Below are 15,926 nucleotides of genomic sequence, written 5' to 3' on the forward strand. Positions count from 1 at the left end.
TTAGAAGCACTATTGATAATTAATATTAGTGCTCCTATTATTAATGCCACAGCCCGACGCAGCCCACCGCAGAAAGCTGTCCGCTCTTTAACAATTCGGCAAGCGCTTCTGTATCAAGGCAGACAGTACGCAGCGCGCTCACTCCCTGCGACATCATGGATGGTGCTACAGGCGAGGCAAGACATACGCCAGCACAGTGAGCAAAGCGGAGGGTACAACTGATACACAAGCGCTTTTCAACACAAAAGGAGATAAATCATGTAACAGCTAAACGGATAGACCGCTTATGCCCACCCTGGCGGGTGACGCATCGTGAAGACGGCGTATACGGTCTGGCTCCCACGGCGACGTAGTGAGGGAGAGGAGGCGCAGGCATCACTGAGTAACCGGTTAGCGCCCGGTTAACGCGTAAGTAGCTTTAACGACGAATGACAGCCCGGAGTACCGCAGCAACATGTTGGGCTTAAAAGTAAAGGCGGTGGATAAGCCGGGCATCATCGCGGCACACAACGGTGAGGGCACTGCGCCGGATATGTGGCCAGCACCTGTGTAACTCCCCCTGGCGGCGAGGTAGTGAGGTCGCAAAGACGACGTTACGGGCAACGCGGCGCAAGGTGGTCAAATGCAGTGCTCTCCCCGTTGTGGTGAATTGCAGTCCATCGAGCCAACCAGAAGACCAGCGCCTGGCGCCACAATCCCATAAATGCTGTGTGTAGTTGTTAGCCCCCGCCTCGGGGGCATTTTTTTGCCTGTCGCAGGAGTACGTCATGGAAATTTGCCTTGCACTGGCTGTCCTCGCCGCACTCTCGCTGGTGCTGGCAGTCATCATCCTTCCATTTATCTGACCGCATTCATTCATTTTGCGAGGGACCACCCATGCAAATTATTCCCAAGCTGACGAGCCAGCGCCTCGCTGAGCTGCCGTCCGGCACGCCGATCCGAATCGGCAATCAGACGGTCATTTTTGACCACTGCGCGGTTGAGCAGGACTACAAAGGGCACCATGAGACCTTTGTTCACTACATCGACGGCACCGGCCAGCGGCGCAGACATCTGGAATTTACCGTCCTTGAGTCCGGTACCGAATTCACCGATTCAGAACGGTGTGATTACTGTGGCCGCTTCCGCCACCAGGGCGATACAAAGCTGGCTGTTATCCGTTTCTGGAACCGCACCGAGCAGCGAACCTTCTGTACAGACAGGGAGTGCGCCCGGCTTTATCAGCAAACAATCAGTGTCCCGGCAGCGCGCCCGGGAAAACCCCGGAGACGTGCATCATGAACCCTCTTTATCGACAGCAATTTAAGCACCGGCTTACCGGCGCTGACTTTCACCCCCGCCGCCGCACTTGGCTGATTCCTCTAGCACTAGCCGCGCTTGTCGTGGCGGGGATGTGTGCCGGATGGATGTGACCATTATTCCCACCGAATTCGCCCTGAAAGAGGCGATGCATAACCTGACGCTCGACACGATTTTAGCCATCTGCGAGCAGAACCAGATTACCCCGGCGGAACTGGTGACGCTAGCTCACCGACTGGCGCAGCGCGAAGCGAACGCCGACGCATTCACAGGAGAGTTTTATGTCCACAATCATTCGCGTGATCGACACTGAAACCACCAGCTTTGAGGGTGGTATCTGTGAGCTGGCAAGCGTCGACATCGTCGAAGGTAAAATCTGTAACCCGATGAGCGACTTTGTTAAACCGCCAGAGCCAATCACCGTTGGTGCCATGGCGATTCATCACATTACCAACGACATGGTCACCGACGCCCCGCCGATTGGCGATGTGATTGACCGTTACCTGGGCGCTGATGTTTATGTGGCGCACAACGCCGCTTTTGACCGCCCCAAGCTGCCACAAATCACGGCACCGTGGATCTGCACGCTGAAATTGGCACGCAAGCTGTACCCGGAGCTGGAAAGCCATACAAACCAGTACCTGCGCTATCACTTCATGCTTGATGTTGATGTGCCGGAAGGATTGCACGCCCACCGCGCATTGTACGACTGCTACGTGACGGCGGCGCTCCTGATTCGCCTGAACCGGGATGTGCAGCTGACAATTGCTCAGATGCGCGATATTTCCTCACGCCCTTCCCTGCTGCACACCATGCGTTTTGGCAAGCACAAGGGCAAAACCTTCGAAGAGATTGCTGCCAGAGATCAGGGTTATTTGCGCTGGGCGCTGGGAAATATGGACCTCGATGAGGATCAGAAATTCACCATGCAACATTACCTGGAGGGCTGATATGGGCATTCCGGTCCTTATTCTGGGTGACTCAGGTTCTGGCAAGTCAGCCAGTTTAATGCACCTGAACCCGGATCACGGTTTTCTTGTTAACCCTGAAAACAAGCGACTTCCCTTCAAATCCAGTGGTTGGAAGCCTCGTGACTTCACAGCCAAAACCGGCAACGTCTTCTTTACCGATGTGCCGAACGACATCGTCACGATCATCAACTTCGCCCGGCGGGCCGGTAAGCGGTTCGTGGTGGTAGACGATTTTCAGTATGTGATGGGCAACCAGTTCATGCGACGCCGCAGTGAAAAGTCGTTCGAGAAGTTTACCGAGATCGGCGGCGGTGCCTGGGACGTGATCCGCGCAGCCCAAGCAGCGGAAGATGACCTGATTGTTTACTTCCTCGCGCATACCGAAGAGACACCCGCCGGCCGAATCAAGATGAAGACCATCGGCAAGATGTTGGACGAGAAAATCACCGTTGAAGGCATGTTCAGTATCGCGCTGCGCACCGGTGTGACGGATGGCCGCTACTACTTCACTACACAATCCGACGGCACCGACCCGGTGAAGTCGCCGATTGGCCTCTTTGAACAGTTCCAGATCGACAACGACCTGAACGCCGTCGATGCGGCGATCCGGGATTATTACGAACTTAATGACGGAGTAACCGCATAATGCAACAACCAATTTTTACTTTCGATTCTGAGGCAGCAAAAGCATCCGGCTCAGGCGGTATATCAGAAGGCGGCGCTTACGCTGGCATAATTAAAACTGCTCTTTTCTCCAAATCGCAGGACCCAAATTCTCAATCTGAGTCGATGGAGTTTGCACTCGATTCTGATGCAGGCCTGGTCAACTATCTTCGCGTGTCATACATCGGGCGGGATGGTTCGGCGCTTAAAGGCGGCACCGCGATGATTAACGCCATCATGGGCCTTACGAAAGTAAAAGCGCTACACGCAACTGAAGTCGTCAATGATCAGAACGAAACAGAGCTTCATTGCCGTGAACTTGAAGGTAAGCCGGTTGGGTTTGTTCTTCAGAAAGTGCTTTACACCAAAAACAACGGCCAGGACGGTTATCGGTTTGAAATCCGCCAGGCATTCGGCGCTAACACCCGTAAGACATTCAAAGAGGCAGCCGAGAATCTGCCTGCCGAAGCGGTTGAAAAGTTGGTTGCATCCCTCACTGACCGCGATGAACGCCAGCAGCAGCCTCAGGGCACCATGAGTGGCATCGGCGGTAATCAGCAACGTTCCATGCTGGGCAGCCAGCAACAGACGCAGTCCCGACTGGCTCAGAACTCAGGTGGACGCAACAACCAGCAGACTCAAACTCAGCAACAGGACTGGGACGACGACATCCCATTCTGAGGTATGGATTTTGTCAACCGGTCATCATAACCGCCTCGCCTGAGGCGGTTTTCTTTTCTAAGGATTAACAATGAGTCGTGACACCTGGATCATCACGCAGTCTGGCAAACACTTCGATTTCCTCAACCTGTCGCCAGATGCCATCAACATCGATGACATCGCCTGCGCGCTGTCGAACCTCTGCCGTTTCACCGGCCACGTTCAGGACTTCTACAGCGTGGCGCAGCACTCAGTACACGTCAGCTATCTGGTACCGACCGAGTTTGCGCTGGAGGCGCTGCTGCACGACGCGGCGGAGGCTTATTGCAACGACATCTCGGCACCGTTGAAACAGCTGTTGCCGGATTACCGCCGCGTTATCCAGTCGGTTGAAGAGGTGATCGCCGGTAAGTTCGGGTTTCCGGCGGAAATGAGCGCCGCGGTTAAGCATGCTGATCTGGTGATGCTGGCGACCGAGCGCCGTGATCTATATCTGGATGACGGTACGGCGTGGCCGATTCTGGAGGGTATCGAACCGGCACCTTTTCTGCTCTCCCCGCTCAATCCCCGCCAGGCGCGTGTACTGTTTCTACAGCGCTTCAATGATTTGAAAGGTGGCGATTATGCCTGACAAATTTTCCTTCAATCTGGCAGTGCGCAAAATCGCGCGCGAGCGGAAATGGACCATCAAGAAAACCGCCTGGTTCTGCGGTGTCTCGACCAGCACCCTACGCCAGTTGATGAACAGCAAACACACCTACATCAGCACGATCGAAAAGTATGCTGCCAAGTTCAATATGTCCACCATCGGGTTTATCCAGAAGGGACAATGTGAATGGTAAACACTAAACCATCAAAAAAACTCAAAGCTATTTAGGACAAAATTCTGTGAATTACGTAACTAAAAAGTAGTTCAATAACTATTGAACTTTCTATTTAAAACGAGGTTAGAGATGGACGTAATTGTTAGCTACGATAAAGAAAGGGAGATCTCCTTTGCAGGAAAGCTAAATATCACTTCTGTTGTTAATGATAATGTTACCATGTTAATTTCTTTGTTTGAAATAACTATCCCTACTTCACCAGGATTAATAGTCTTGTTTAATGAAGTTGAAAGCGGCGATAAAGTAAACCTATCTCTGGCTGACAATCCTTATGAGGAATTTATTTTAATTGCAGAAAATGACATTGCATTCATCTTCCAACGCCGAGTAATTAGCAAACTATAACTACATCCCGGCTTGTCTATAGCCGCTCGCGGAGCTGTTTAGGTTACACACCACAGACTGGTTTGCGATATACTCCCCAAAGGAGATATCGCTATGTCACACAACTTAGCAGCACGCAGCAGAGAAGAACGCGATAAGATAAACGTCGATTTGGCCGCATCTGCCGTCGCTTTCAAAGAGCGGCTTAACCAGCCGGTCATCCCGATGGAAGTGGAGATGCAGCAGCCAGCAGAACTTTACGAGTATTTTAAGGAGCGGTTGCAGCACTACAGGAATGTAGCGTTGCAGCTCCCACGCAGTACTGACCCCGTTTATCAGAAGGACGCTGACAAATGAGCATAGTTTTTGTACCGCCCCTAATCGCATTGCTTCTAAGTAAAGAGACTGAGAAAGGAAGCCCGTTGACCGAGGATGAGGTAAATAGTATTAGAGATAACGCTACGGCTATCAACGTTGATAGCGACATTGCCCTCGCGATGGCTGAGAGTCGTGGCTATCGTGACATTAGTCCAGATAATTGCTGGTCTGAATGGTCAGATTTTAGAAACGAAGGCTCAGACTAGGTTGGCTTAAGATGGGAAAGCATAAGTTTTATCGAGAGGATTAATAGCAATGAACTTCAATTTCATTCAGGAAGAATTAGGTGTTGAGCAAAATCTCCCTCACGATCTTGTAGAGTCATCAATGAAATATGTGATGGCTTTCTACTACTCGGAAGATAGATTTTTCAACCGTAATGTACAATTTAGACAGTCGGAAAACTACTCTTCCGACATATTACATTCATTAAAGAGCGATTGCGATGAACTCATCGAAAACACTTTCCTTTACTTCAAAAATAGATATTTACAACCTGACGATGCAAACCATAGACTGTATGCATTAACGATGAGCCAAGATAAAGAAAACTCCCCTTTTAGAACACTATCAAGATATTTAACGCAATCGGAAAGCATAGAGGATAAATTGACCACATGCTTAATGATTTGCATTAGAGTAAGACACAACATATTTCACGCAAACAAGTATGAAGCTATGAACAATGAACCGGAAACCCAAAATGAATTAATAAAAAAATGTTACCTATTGCTTTCCTCTCTGTTAAGGTCAAGCTAAAGTAGCTCATCAAAAAAATCATTCCACCCGCTCTTATACATCAATTAGCAGAGGAGAAAAATAGTGAGCGAAATAGTTACTGGTATAGTTACAGGCATATTGACAACCGCCATTCTATTTCTCTTAAAGGTATTATGGGACAAACATTTCAAACCTGAATTTCAAAGAGTAGTATATCGAGGCGCAGATTTAACGGGGAGTTGGATATCTGAACAAGCAAAAGCTACAGATGGCACCTCTGAAATAATTATTGAAAAACCTGCAGTACTTTCAATTAATCAGAGTGCGCATTCGGTTAAAGGATTTTTGCACATAAACACCCCCAACAAGGAATTGGTAATTTATGAAGTAACAGGAGAGTATTCAGATGGATATCTTCAACTACTCTGTAAGTCCAAAAAACGAGGTTTTAATTCATATGGTTCGATACTTCTAAAGGTTGTAGCTTCAGGGCAGATGTTACATGGAATAATGGCTTTTAGAAGCTCAACTAAAGATGAAGTTGCACAATTAACTTTAGCGCTTCATTACGATAAAAACAAACCTTGAAAAAATAAAATAAGACACTGCATCTCAGGTGCAGCATCTTATTTATTAGTGAGGTTTTTTGTTTTATTCTGGTTAACTTTGCCACGAAAAACATCAAAAAATAATAAAGATTAAAACCGAAATGAAACACTATTCTTGAACTCTCAAACCCAATTTTAGAGAAGCCATGACCTTATTGAAAACTGCCCCATCCTTTTCAGATGTTTGTTGGTAATTTAATCGATTTTCGCTCAAAGCATTACAATAGTAATATGCTATAGTGAAAGTGGCTATATAAGCGAGGATTGCTCCTGAAAACTCTATCAGCTCATTTCTTCTCCATGTTGTGAGCGGCTTCTCTTTATTTGTTATTTGGTCTAGCAAAAAAGAATATCTTTCATTTTGAAAAGCCTGCATTGCTAACAGGGTTTTAATATCAAGCCTCTGGTTTCTATTCAATTCAGAATAAACCTTTTCGAAAACCTTATCTGTTATGAATAGATCAAAATTCTTTGCCAACCGAACTAACGACGGATCATTGACTATGCCTGAATTAAAAACATCATACGTATCAACCATGATCGCAATTGACCGACCTAGTTCATAGCTAATGTCTCTGAATTCTTCGAATAAATTTTCTTTTAAATTTTCTATTTCCCTCATCCTTTGTTTATTGAAATTTCGATTTGCTAACCACGCCCCTAGAAATGCAGCTAAAAGTGTTACTACTGGCTGAAAATTGAAAGTTTGTTCGTGCATATTTTTCCTATCAACTTTTATTTTCAATACTCACGTATGAGAGCATCAGAAATGAAAGATTCTATTCTAAACCCGTATAGTACTGCACTGGAAGCGCTACGCGCTAAGTCTACCCACAAACTCAAGCAGGTAGGCGATCAGTGGCGAACGCCGGATCCGCTCTGGTGGGGTATCAACTCAATGTTCGGGCCGTTCGTGCTGGATTTGTTTGCCGACGCCAGCAATGCCAAATGCGATGCGTTTTACACCGCCGAGGATAACGCGCTGGTGCAGGACTGGTCACAGCGCTTGGCGGAATTGAACGGTGCGGCATACGCCAACCCACCCTACAGCCGCGCCAGCCAGTATGAGGGGCATTACATCACCGGCATGCGCCACATCATCGCCCACACACTGGCGATGCGCGAGGCTGGCGGTCGCTATGTATTTCTCATCAAAGCAGCAACCGGCGAGGTATGGTGGCCGGAAGATGCCGATCATATCGCCTTCATCCGCGGGCGAATAGGTTTTGATCTGCCCACCTGGTATCGGCCAGAACCGGGCCAGCCGGAAGAATCATCCGCCGGGTTCGGCGCGGCCGTCGCGGTATTCGATAAGACGTGGCGCGGTCCAAAGTTCGATTATGTCAGCCGTTACGAGCTGGAAAGACGCGGATCATTGTTGATAGCGCACATCGAGCGGGCGGCAGCCCGGATGATTCCAGCAGCACAATCAATACCAGTGGTGCCGGAAACAGATAACAACGTCTGGCCTGCTGAAGTTCAGTTGCTGGCCGGGCAGTTACCTCAACTCGCCAGCCTGGACACTGACCACCAGCGGAAGGTGAAGCACCACATCAATCGCATGCTGCTGGAACGCCAGCCATCAGCCGAAATCATTGCCGCAGCACAATCACTTACAGCCACATTCGGAGATCACGCCCAATGAGGGAAATCATCGTCGATAATTTTGCCGGTGGCGGCGGAGCCAGCACCGGAATTGAAATGGCTACCGGTCGCAGCGTGGATATCGCTATTAACCACGACCCCAACGCAATCGCCATGCACACCACCAACCATCCCGACACCCTGCATTACTGCGAATCGGTGTTCGATATCGACCCGCTGGCAGCCACCGCTGGCGCGCCGGTCGGTCTCGCCTGGTTCTCGCCGGACTGCCGCCACTTCAGCAAAGCCAAAGGCAGTAAGCCGGTTAAAAAGGAGATTCGCGGGCTGGCGTGGATTGTGATCCGCTGGGTGCTGGCGAAGCGGCCACGCGTTGTGATGCTGGAAAACGTGGAAGAGTTCAAAACCTGGGGGCCGCTGCTTGCCGATGAGGACCGGCCAGACCTGGCGCGCGCGGGGGAAACATTCGCCGCATTCGTGGGCATGCTCAGCTCCGGCGTTGCCGCTGATCATCCGGCACTGGATGAAGTGTGCGAGTTCCTGAATATTGACCGTCACAGTGCTGACTCGCGCCGCCTGGTGGCCGGGCTGGGTTATGCCGTCGAGCATCGTGAGCTGCGCGCCTGCGACTATGGCGCGCCGACAATCCGCAAACGCTTCTTCATGGTAATGCGCTGCGACGGGAAGCCGGTAATGTGGCCGCAGCCAACGCACGGAGATCCAAAAAGTCTGCCGGTTCAGTCCGGACATCTGAAGCCGTGGCGCACAGCAGCAGAGTGTATTGACTGGTCGATCCCCTGCCCCAGTATTTTCGGGCGCAGCAAGCCGCTGGCAGAAAATACGATGAAGCGCATCGCGCGCGGCATCCAGCGCTTTGTGTTAGACAATCCGACGCCGTTCATCGTGAAGTGCAACCACACCAGCAACCGAACGAAGTATGACTGTTTCTGGGGGCAGTCGCTGGAAGAACCGCTGAAAACCATCACGCAAACCCACGGCTATGCAGTTGTCACGCCACATCTGACTAAATTCCGGACCGGCGCAACAGGGCAGGAGCTTACCGAGCCTGCGCCCACCGTCACGGCTGGGGCATCACAGCGCCCGGGCGGAAATGGTCATGCACTGGGAATTGTTGAGGCACAGCTATCACCGTTTGTTTCCCGGCAGTTCGGCAGCAGCATCGGCCACGTAATGGATGAACCAGCGGGAACAGTTACAGCTGGCGGCGGCGGTAAAAGCGCGCTGGTCACCACCTTTCTGGCGAAGCACTTCGGCGGTAATTACACCGGCCCCGGCGCGGCGGTGGATGCGCCAGCACACACCGTAACCACCACCGATCACCATGCCCTGGTCACTTCCAACCTGGTAAAGATGCGCGGCACCAACACTGGTCAGAAAACCGATGATCCGCTGCAAACGGTCACCGCCGGTGGCAATCATTTCGGCGAGGTCCGTGCCTTCCTGATGAAGTATTACGGCAATGAGAAAGGCGGTGTTGACCTGAACGACCCGTTGGGAACAGTCACCACCAACGACCGCTTCGGCCTGGTGACTGTAGAAGGTATCGATTACCAGATCATCGATATCGGCATGCGGATGCTTCAACCGCATGAACTCTACGCCGCCCAGGGCTTCCCATCCTGGTATGTCATCGACTGCGATTATCGCGGCGTGAAATACGCCAAAGACAAACAGGTTGCCCGCTGTGGCAACGCCGTGCCGCCACCGTTTGCCGAGGCGCTGGTTCGCGCCAACCTGCCTGAAATGTGTACCCGCAATACTACCGCTGCCTGAGGAGAAATTATGGAAGATCACTACATGCTGACCAATGATGTGCTTAACCGCTTCAAAATATCGCGGAAAACGCTCTTTCACTGGCGCAATAGCGAAAAGATGCCGAAAGGCTTTGCATGCCCTTTTCCAGCGCCAGACCTGCCGGGTAACCCTAACCGCTGGCGCACATCAACCATTGAAGCGTGGGAGGACAAAACATCCCAGAAGCATTAACCGAACTGCTCCCCCATAATCTCACTCAGTTTATCCTCCCATACCTTCACCCAGCGTCTCTGGTCATCCATGTAATCGTGCAGGTTGTAATGCGCCATTACGCCGATCATCTGGTGCCCGAGCAACTTCTCTACGACATAAGGCGGGCAACCCAGCTCCGACATCATCGTTGCAAAGGTTCGCCTTAGGTCGTGGAGCGACCATTCCTCCATTTTTGCCCCTTGCCTGATACTTTTCGCAAAATTCGCCGCGACCTGGCCGTTTAACGGCCGGTCCTTCTCTCGGTCTGGAAATGATCGTGCAGAAGTGACAACGTGACGGGTATCCACTGAATCCTTTCTTTCCTGTAGCATCCTTACTGCCGCCGGGCTTAACGCTCGCCGGATGGTCATTCGTGTTTTGTAATGCGTTGCCGGAATCGTCCAGATCTGATTTTCCAGATCGAACCAGTCCCATGTTGCCTGGCGGATTTCAGATGTGCGGCAACCAGTCAGCATGATAAATCGAACAAGAAATTTTGCCTCAGCCCCCTGCCGGAATCGCAACCAGTCATAGACCGTCCTCAGTTCGTCGGCGCTCAGTTTCCTGTCTTTAATTTTTGGTTTCTGCCCGACGTCGCTGGGCACAAGATTTTCCAGCGGGTTAACCTTGATGACATCACGGTTGAGACAGAACCGGAACGCGCGTTTACACAGAGAGAACATATGGTGTGCCATAACACGGCTTTCCATTCTGTCGAACAGGTTCACCCAGTTTTCGCGGCTGGTGTTATCGACCTTCACGTCACCCAGCACCGGAGCAATATGCTTGTTGAAAATGCCCCAGTTGTAATCGACTTTCACCATTCCGGCGGGGATGCAGTAACGTTCAGTCCAATATTCAAACGCTTCCCGGACAGATAGTGCCTCTGTGCGCTCGAGCAACTGCAACTTGAGCTTTTCACGCGGATCAAATCCGTTTTCCAACCAGTTTCGAAGCGTCTGCCGTTTTTCCCTGGCCTGGGCGATCGACATCGCCGGGTAGTTGCCGATGGTCAGCTTTACCGGTTTGTCACGCCAGCGGTAGCGGTAGATGAAAGAGATTTTCCCCGTCTTACTGATTTTTGCATTCAGTCCGTGGGAATCAGATATAATTTCTTCCGCGTCTATCGGACGCCCGAGAGCCTTCCTGAGTTTCGTATCCGTGAGCATTCCAGGTACACTTTTTAGGGGTTGGGGCACAAAAGAGTACACAAAAAGCGTTGGACAAAGATACCCAAAAGGTAACAATAGGGATCAATTCGAGGCACGTAAATCAGCAAGGGCATGAATCAGAATGGATAAAAAGTTACAGACCGAATCGAAGCGTAATTTAACGCTACGCCTTGTTGAACTCTTCAAACGCGTTTTCTGATATGTGGCGTTCTCTGGCTCTGCTGGTCGTGGTTTTCCTTCTGCTCGGCAGAGCACTCTGGATATGGCGTCAGCAGGGCTGGCGTCGCGCACGGCAGCAAATTGTGATGTTTATTGTGCTGGCGGCAGCGCTCCAGATGGTTAACCTGACCTTCGTTCTGCGCGGCGCATAAACGCCGCGTTTTTATCTCAGGTATTCTGGGTGATAAACAGGATGGAGCGGCGATGCTGCTGTGCCACCTGATGACGAATAGCATGAATACGTTTGTAACGTCGTGACTGCCCTTCCAGCCAGCGCGCACGGCGACGCTGTACCTGACGTAACATTCTCCAGCGAGCCACTTCATTTCTGCTTCGTCTCATCACATCCTCTCTGACAGGCTAATCACCGGCACGCATTATAGTGATCTGCTATAAAATGCCAATTCGAATCGCTTATCGTTACCCCGTTATGATTAAAGGTTTCGCTACCGTTCAGCAACACGTAAACTTTGCTCATCAAAGCGCGAACGGGATGTCCACTTAATGACCACATTTTATACCCTTATCAGTTGGTTGCTGCTGTTTGGCTACTGGTTGCTTATTGCCGGGGTGACACTGCGTATTCTGATGAAGCGCCGTGCTGTCACGTCAGCGATGGCCTGGTTGCTGATTATCTACATTCTGCCGCTGGTGGGTATCATTGCGTATTTGTCATTTGGTGAACTGCATCTCGGCAAACGTCGCGCCGAACGCGCCCGTACCATGTGGCCCTCCACCGCCAAATGGCTGAACGACCTGAAACAGTGTCGCCATATCTTCGCCACCGAACATAGCGACGTGGCGCTATCGCTGTTCCAGCTTTGCCAACATCGTCAGGGAATCGCCGGGGTTAAAGGCAACCAGCTCCAGTTGCTAACCAACTCTGACGATGTGATGCATGCACTGATCCGCGATATCCAGTTGGCTCGGCATAACATCGAGATGGTGTTTTATATCTGGCAGCCAGGAGGCCTGGCTGATGAGGTGGCCGAGTCGCTGATGGCCGCATCACGCCGTGGCGTGCATTGTCGCCTGATGCTCGACTCCGCTGGCAGCGTCGCCTTCTTCCGCAGCCCATGGGTCGGTATGATGCGCAATGCAGGTATCGACGTGGTGGAAGCGCTACAGGTCAGCCTGTTGCGTGTCTTCCTGCGCCGCATGGATTTGCGTCAGCATCGCAAAGTGGTGTTGATCGATAACTACATTGCTTACACCGGCAGCATGAACCTGGTTGATCCACGCTTCTTTAAACAGGACGCTGGCGTCGGGCAATGGGTTGACGTGATGGCGCGTATGGAAGGCCCGGTAGCGACCACCATGGGGATTGTCTATTCCTGTGACTGGGAGATCGAAACCGGCAAACGCATCCTGCCACCCGCGCCGGATACCAATATCATGCCGTTTGAGAAAGAGAGCGGCCATACCATTCAGGTGATCGCCTCGGGGCCTGGCTTCCCGGAGGATATGATTCATCAGGCGTTGCTAACCGCTGTCTATTCGGCGCGCCATCAGTTGATCATGACCACCCCGTACTTCGTGCCCAGCGATGATCTGCTGCATGCCATCTGCACCGCCGCTCTGCGCGGTGTTGAGGTTAGCATTGTGGTGCCACGCCATAACGATTCGTTGCTGGTGGGCTGGGCCAGCCGCGCCTTCTTCACCGAGCTACTGGAAGCCGGTGTGAAGATTTATCAGTTCGAAGATGGTCTGCTGCATACCAAAAGCGTGCTGGTTGATGGTCAGCTCAGTCTGGTGGGCACGGTGAATCTGGATATGCGCAGTTTGTGGCTCAATTTTGAGATAACCCTGGTGGTGGATGACGCCGGATTTGGCAGCGATCTCGCCTGCGTGCAGGATGATTACATCGCGCGTTCACGCCTGCTGGACGGCGCTCGCTGGGCAAAACGTGCCTGGTGGCAACGCATCGTCGAACGACTGTTTTACTTCTTCAGTCCTTTACTGTAAAACGAGCGGAAATATTTACCGCCGCAGGGCACGCCAATGACTATGGATTTAAATAATCGCCTTACCGAAGATGAAACGCTGGAACAGGCTTACGATATTTTTCTTGAGCTGGCAGGCGATAATCTCGATCCCGCAGACATCATTTTGTTCAACCTGCAATTTGAGGAACGCGGTGGCGCAGAGCTGTTCGATCCGTCAGAAGACTGGCAGGAGCATGTCGATTTCGACCTGAACCCTGACTTTTTCTCTGAGGTGGTGATTGGCCTCGGTGAAGCCGATGGTGAGCCGATTACCGATGTATTCGCGCGTATTCTGCTGTGCCGTGAGAAAGACCATAAGCTGTGTCATATTCTCTGGCGCGAATGATCGTAGCGCTACAATAAACGCCGGGCACTTGCCCGGCGTTTTGTTTTACAGCGGGTCGACCTTCAGACAGGACACCGCATGGCGGAAGCTGCCCTCCAGCAGGGGACGCGTTTTCGCACACTCCGGCCCGGCAATCGGGCAACGGGTGCGGAATACGCAACCTGATGGCGGATTGATCGGCGATGGCAATTCCCCTTCCAGCAACTGAATCTGTTTGTTTTTCTCCAGATCCGGGTCAGGAATGGGCACCGCGGACATCAGCGCACGCGTATAGGGATGCTGCGGATTGTTGTACACCGCATCATACGTCCCTAACTCCACCGCATGACCGAGATACATCACCAGCACGCGGTCGGAGATGTGTTTGACCACCGCCAGGTCGTGCGCGATGAAAATCAGCGACAGCCCCATCTCACGTTGTAGCTGCTGCAACAGGTTCACCACCTGCGCCTGAATCGACACATCAAGCGCGGAAACCGGCTCATCACAGATGATCAGTTTTGGCTCAAGGATCAACGCGCGCGCAATGCCGATACGCTGACACTGACCGCCAGAAAACTCATGCGGATAACGGTTGATGAGGTTTGGCAACAGCCCAACCTTCATCATCATGTTTTTAACCTTATCCTTCACTTCCTGACGCGGCATCTTCGGATGATAGGTACGTAGCGGTTCGGCAATGATATCGCCGATGGTCATACGGGGGTTGAGCGACGCCAGCGGATCCTGGAAGATCATCTGGATATCACTGCGCGCTTTGCGCCACTCTTCCTGGCTCTGACCGAGTAAATCACGCCCCAGCCAAGCCACGCGACCATCTGTGGCTTTCACCAGCCCGATAATCGCGCGGGCCAGCGTTGATTTACCGCAACCCGATTCACCCACCACGCCGAGGGTTTCCCCCTCGTACAGGCGCAGGCTCACACCATCCACCGCTTTCAGCGTCTTGGCGGGTTGCCAAAACCACTGTTTGCCATCTTTGATATCGAAATGCACTTTCAGATCGGCGATTTCGAGCAACACTTTCTTGTCAGCTACGGCGTTCATACTAACTCCTCCACCGGCTTGAAACAGGCGCGCAAGCGACCTTCACCAAAAGGCTCCAATGCCGGTGCTGTGGCACAGACATCCATCGCATGTGGACAGCGTGGCTGGAATGGACACCCCTGCGGCAGGCGCAGCAGGTTGGGCGGATTACCCGGAATCGTCGTCAGCGACTCCCCTTCGGCATCGAGACGCGGTACCGCGCTCAGCAGCCCGATGGAGTAAGGATGCGCCGGTTGATAGAACACATCACGCGCCCGGCCATACTCCATGGTACGTCCGGCATACATCACCAGCACCTTGTCGCAGATCCCGGCGACCACGCCCAGATCGTGCGTAATCATGATGATCGCTGTATTGAACTCACGCTTCAGTTCGTTCAGCAGCGTCATGATTTGTGCCTGTACCGTCACATCCAATGCCGTGGTGGGTTCATCGGCAATCAATAATTTCGGGCGACACAGCAGTGCCATCGCAATCATCACGCGCTGGCGCATCCCACCGGAGAATTCATGGGGATACATTTTCATGCGCTTCCGCGCTTCCGGCATTTTCACTGCATCCAGCATACGCACAGATTCTTCAAATGCCTGGGCGTTGCTCATCCCTTTGTGCAGCTTGAGCACTTCCATCAGCTGCTCACCGACGCGCATATACGGGTTTAGCGAGGTCATCGGATCCTGGAAAATCATCGCGATCTGCTCGGCACGCAGTTTGTTCAACGTATTTTCCGGCAGGTTGAGAATCTCCTGACCGTTAAATTTCGCCGAGCCACCAATGCGACCGTTTTTCGCCAACAAGCCCATCAGCGCAAACGCGGTCTGCGATTTACCGGAGCCGGACTCGCCCACGATGCCCAAGGTTTCACCGGCACGCAGCGAAAAATTGAGGTCGTTGACGGCGGTGACATCACCATCGTGCGTGCCAAAGGTGACGCGCAGGTCTTTCACATCTAACAACAGGTTGCTTCCCGCACGGGCCGCCATTGCTGGCTGAAATTCATGAATGGTCATCGGGAAACTC

General features: G+C 51.9%; 21 protein-coding genes. 16 read left to right on the plus strand and 5 right to left on the minus strand.

Annotated features, from left to right (window positions below; translation table 11 throughout):
* The first annotated feature begins 876 nt into the window (after positions 1-876).
* The 10 genes from PAT9B_RS29675 to PAT9B_RS10940 all read left to right on the plus strand — a co-directional run bounded on the left by PAT9B_RS29675 (position 877) and on the right by PAT9B_RS10940 (position 6,487).
* Positions 877-1,281 carry a hypothetical protein gene (locus PAT9B_RS29675; RefSeq protein ID WP_013509319.1) on the plus strand — a complete coding sequence of 135 codons (405 nt, stop codon included), beginning with the start codon at positions 877-879 and terminating at the stop codon, positions 1,279-1,281.
* A 121-nt stretch (positions 1,282-1,402) separates the two neighbouring features.
* On the plus strand, positions 1,403-1,612 hold the full coding sequence (locus PAT9B_RS10890) for a hypothetical protein (protein WP_013509320.1): 210 nt from the start codon (positions 1,403-1,405) through the stop codon (positions 1,610-1,612).
* Positions 1,581-2,249, plus strand: coding sequence for an exodeoxyribonuclease X (exoX, locus tag PAT9B_RS10895; RefSeq protein ID WP_013509321.1), 669 nt, complete (start codon positions 1,581-1,583; stop codon positions 2,247-2,249). Before PAT9B_RS10890 ends, exoX begins: the two co-directional genes overlap by 32 nt.
* A gap of 1 nt (position 2,250) precedes the next feature.
* Entirely contained in the window at positions 2,251-2,916 is a 666-nt protein-coding gene (locus tag PAT9B_RS10900; protein WP_013509322.1) for an ATP-binding protein, read from the plus strand.
* Positions 2,916-3,614, plus strand: a complete 699-nt coding sequence (locus PAT9B_RS10905; protein WP_013509323.1) for a hypothetical protein — start codon at positions 2,916-2,918, stop codon at positions 3,612-3,614. Before PAT9B_RS10900 ends, PAT9B_RS10905 begins: the two co-directional genes overlap by 1 nt.
* Positions 3,615-3,684: 70 nt before the next feature.
* Positions 3,685-4,224, plus strand: a complete 540-nt coding sequence (locus PAT9B_RS10910; RefSeq protein ID WP_013509324.1) for a hypothetical protein — start codon at positions 3,685-3,687, stop codon at positions 4,222-4,224.
* Positions 4,217-4,435, plus strand: a complete 219-nt coding sequence (locus PAT9B_RS10915) for a helix-turn-helix transcriptional regulator (RefSeq protein ID WP_013509325.1) — start codon at positions 4,217-4,219, stop codon at positions 4,433-4,435. Before PAT9B_RS10910 ends, PAT9B_RS10915 begins: the two co-directional genes overlap by 8 nt.
* Before the next feature lie 111 nt (positions 4,436-4,546).
* A complete protein-coding gene (locus PAT9B_RS10920) occupies positions 4,547-4,822 on the plus strand; it encodes a hypothetical protein (RefSeq protein WP_013509326.1) in 276 nt (91 codons plus the stop codon).
* 93 nt (positions 4,823-4,915) lie between these two features.
* Positions 4,916-5,158, plus strand: coding sequence for a DNA polymerase III subunit theta (locus PAT9B_RS10925; protein WP_013509327.1), 243 nt, complete (start codon positions 4,916-4,918; stop codon positions 5,156-5,158).
* An 843-nt stretch (positions 5,159-6,001) separates the two neighbouring features.
* Complete coding sequence (locus PAT9B_RS10940; RefSeq protein ID WP_013509330.1) at positions 6,002-6,487, plus strand: hypothetical protein; 486 nt, start codon at positions 6,002-6,004, stop codon at positions 6,485-6,487.
* A 129-nt stretch (positions 6,488-6,616) separates the two neighbouring features.
* Here the strand turns inward: PAT9B_RS10940 and PAT9B_RS10945 are convergent, their stop codons facing one another.
* Positions 6,617-7,225, minus strand: coding sequence for a hypothetical protein (locus PAT9B_RS10945; protein ID WP_013509331.1), 609 nt, complete (start codon positions 7,223-7,225; stop codon positions 6,617-6,619).
* A gap of 51 nt (positions 7,226-7,276) precedes the next feature.
* On the opposite strand from PAT9B_RS10945, the gene PAT9B_RS10950 reads away from it, so the two are divergent.
* Genes PAT9B_RS10950 through PAT9B_RS10960 form a run of 3 tightly spaced genes read left to right on the plus strand, consistent with a single transcriptional unit; the run spans position 7,277 to position 10,116 of the window.
* Complete coding sequence (locus tag PAT9B_RS10950) at positions 7,277-8,152, plus strand: phage N-6-adenine-methyltransferase (protein WP_013509332.1); 876 nt, start codon at positions 7,277-7,279, stop codon at positions 8,150-8,152.
* Positions 8,149-9,903, plus strand: coding sequence for a DNA cytosine methyltransferase (locus PAT9B_RS10955; protein ID WP_013509333.1), 1,755 nt, complete (start codon positions 8,149-8,151; stop codon positions 9,901-9,903). The genes PAT9B_RS10950 and PAT9B_RS10955 overlap by 4 nt, the downstream gene beginning before the upstream one ends.
* Positions 9,904-9,912: 9 nt before the next feature.
* Positions 9,913-10,116, plus strand: a complete 204-nt coding sequence (locus PAT9B_RS10960; RefSeq protein ID WP_013509334.1) for an AlpA family transcriptional regulator — start codon at positions 9,913-9,915, stop codon at positions 10,114-10,116.
* Here the strand turns inward: PAT9B_RS10960 and PAT9B_RS10965 are convergent.
* Entirely contained in the window at positions 10,113-11,306 is a 1,194-nt protein-coding gene (locus PAT9B_RS10965; protein WP_013509335.1) for a site-specific integrase, read from the minus strand. The genes PAT9B_RS10960 and PAT9B_RS10965 overlap by 4 nt on opposite strands.
* Positions 11,307-11,509: 203 nt before the next feature.
* Between PAT9B_RS10965 and PAT9B_RS30920 the strand changes: the two genes are divergently transcribed.
* Positions 11,510-11,680 carry a hypothetical protein gene (locus PAT9B_RS30920; protein ID WP_190274631.1) on the plus strand — a complete coding sequence of 57 codons (171 nt, stop codon included), beginning with the start codon at positions 11,510-11,512 and terminating at the stop codon, positions 11,678-11,680.
* Positions 11,681-11,696: 16 nt separating this feature from the next.
* Here the strand turns inward: PAT9B_RS30920 and PAT9B_RS30600 are convergent, their stop codons facing one another.
* Positions 11,697-11,870 carry a YciY family protein gene (locus PAT9B_RS30600; RefSeq protein WP_013509336.1) on the minus strand — a complete coding sequence of 58 codons (174 nt, stop codon included), beginning with the start codon at positions 11,868-11,870 and terminating at the stop codon, positions 11,697-11,699.
* Between the two features lie 162 nt (positions 11,871-12,032).
* On the opposite strand from PAT9B_RS30600, the gene cls reads away from it, so the two are divergent.
* Both cls and PAT9B_RS10975 read left to right on the plus strand, forming a co-directional pair.
* A complete protein-coding gene (gene cls, locus PAT9B_RS10970) occupies positions 12,033-13,493 on the plus strand; it encodes a cardiolipin synthase (RefSeq protein WP_013509337.1) in 1,461 nt (486 codons plus the stop codon).
* 36 nt (positions 13,494-13,529) lie between these two features.
* Positions 13,530-13,859 (plus strand): HI1450 family dsDNA-mimic protein, encoded by a 330-nt coding sequence (locus PAT9B_RS10975; protein ID WP_013509338.1) that lies wholly within the window; start codon positions 13,530-13,532, stop codon positions 13,857-13,859.
* A gap of 45 nt (positions 13,860-13,904) precedes the next feature.
* Here PAT9B_RS10975 and oppF read toward each other — a convergent pair whose 3' ends face one another.
* Together oppF and PAT9B_RS10985 are read right to left on the minus strand one after the other, a co-directional pair.
* Entirely contained in the window at positions 13,905-14,906 is a 1,002-nt protein-coding gene (oppF, locus tag PAT9B_RS10980; protein ID WP_013509339.1) for a murein tripeptide/oligopeptide ABC transporter ATP binding protein OppF, read from the minus strand.
* Complete coding sequence (locus tag PAT9B_RS10985; RefSeq protein ID WP_013509340.1) at positions 14,903-15,916, minus strand: ABC transporter ATP-binding protein; 1,014 nt, start codon at positions 15,914-15,916, stop codon at positions 14,903-14,905. Before PAT9B_RS10985 ends, oppF begins: the two co-directional genes overlap by 4 nt.
* Positions 15,917-15,926: the final 10 nt, after the last annotated feature.

It is taken from the genome of Pantoea sp. At-9b (assembly GCF_000175935.2).
GTDB lineage: Bacteria > Pseudomonadota > Gammaproteobacteria > Enterobacterales > Enterobacteriaceae > Pantoea.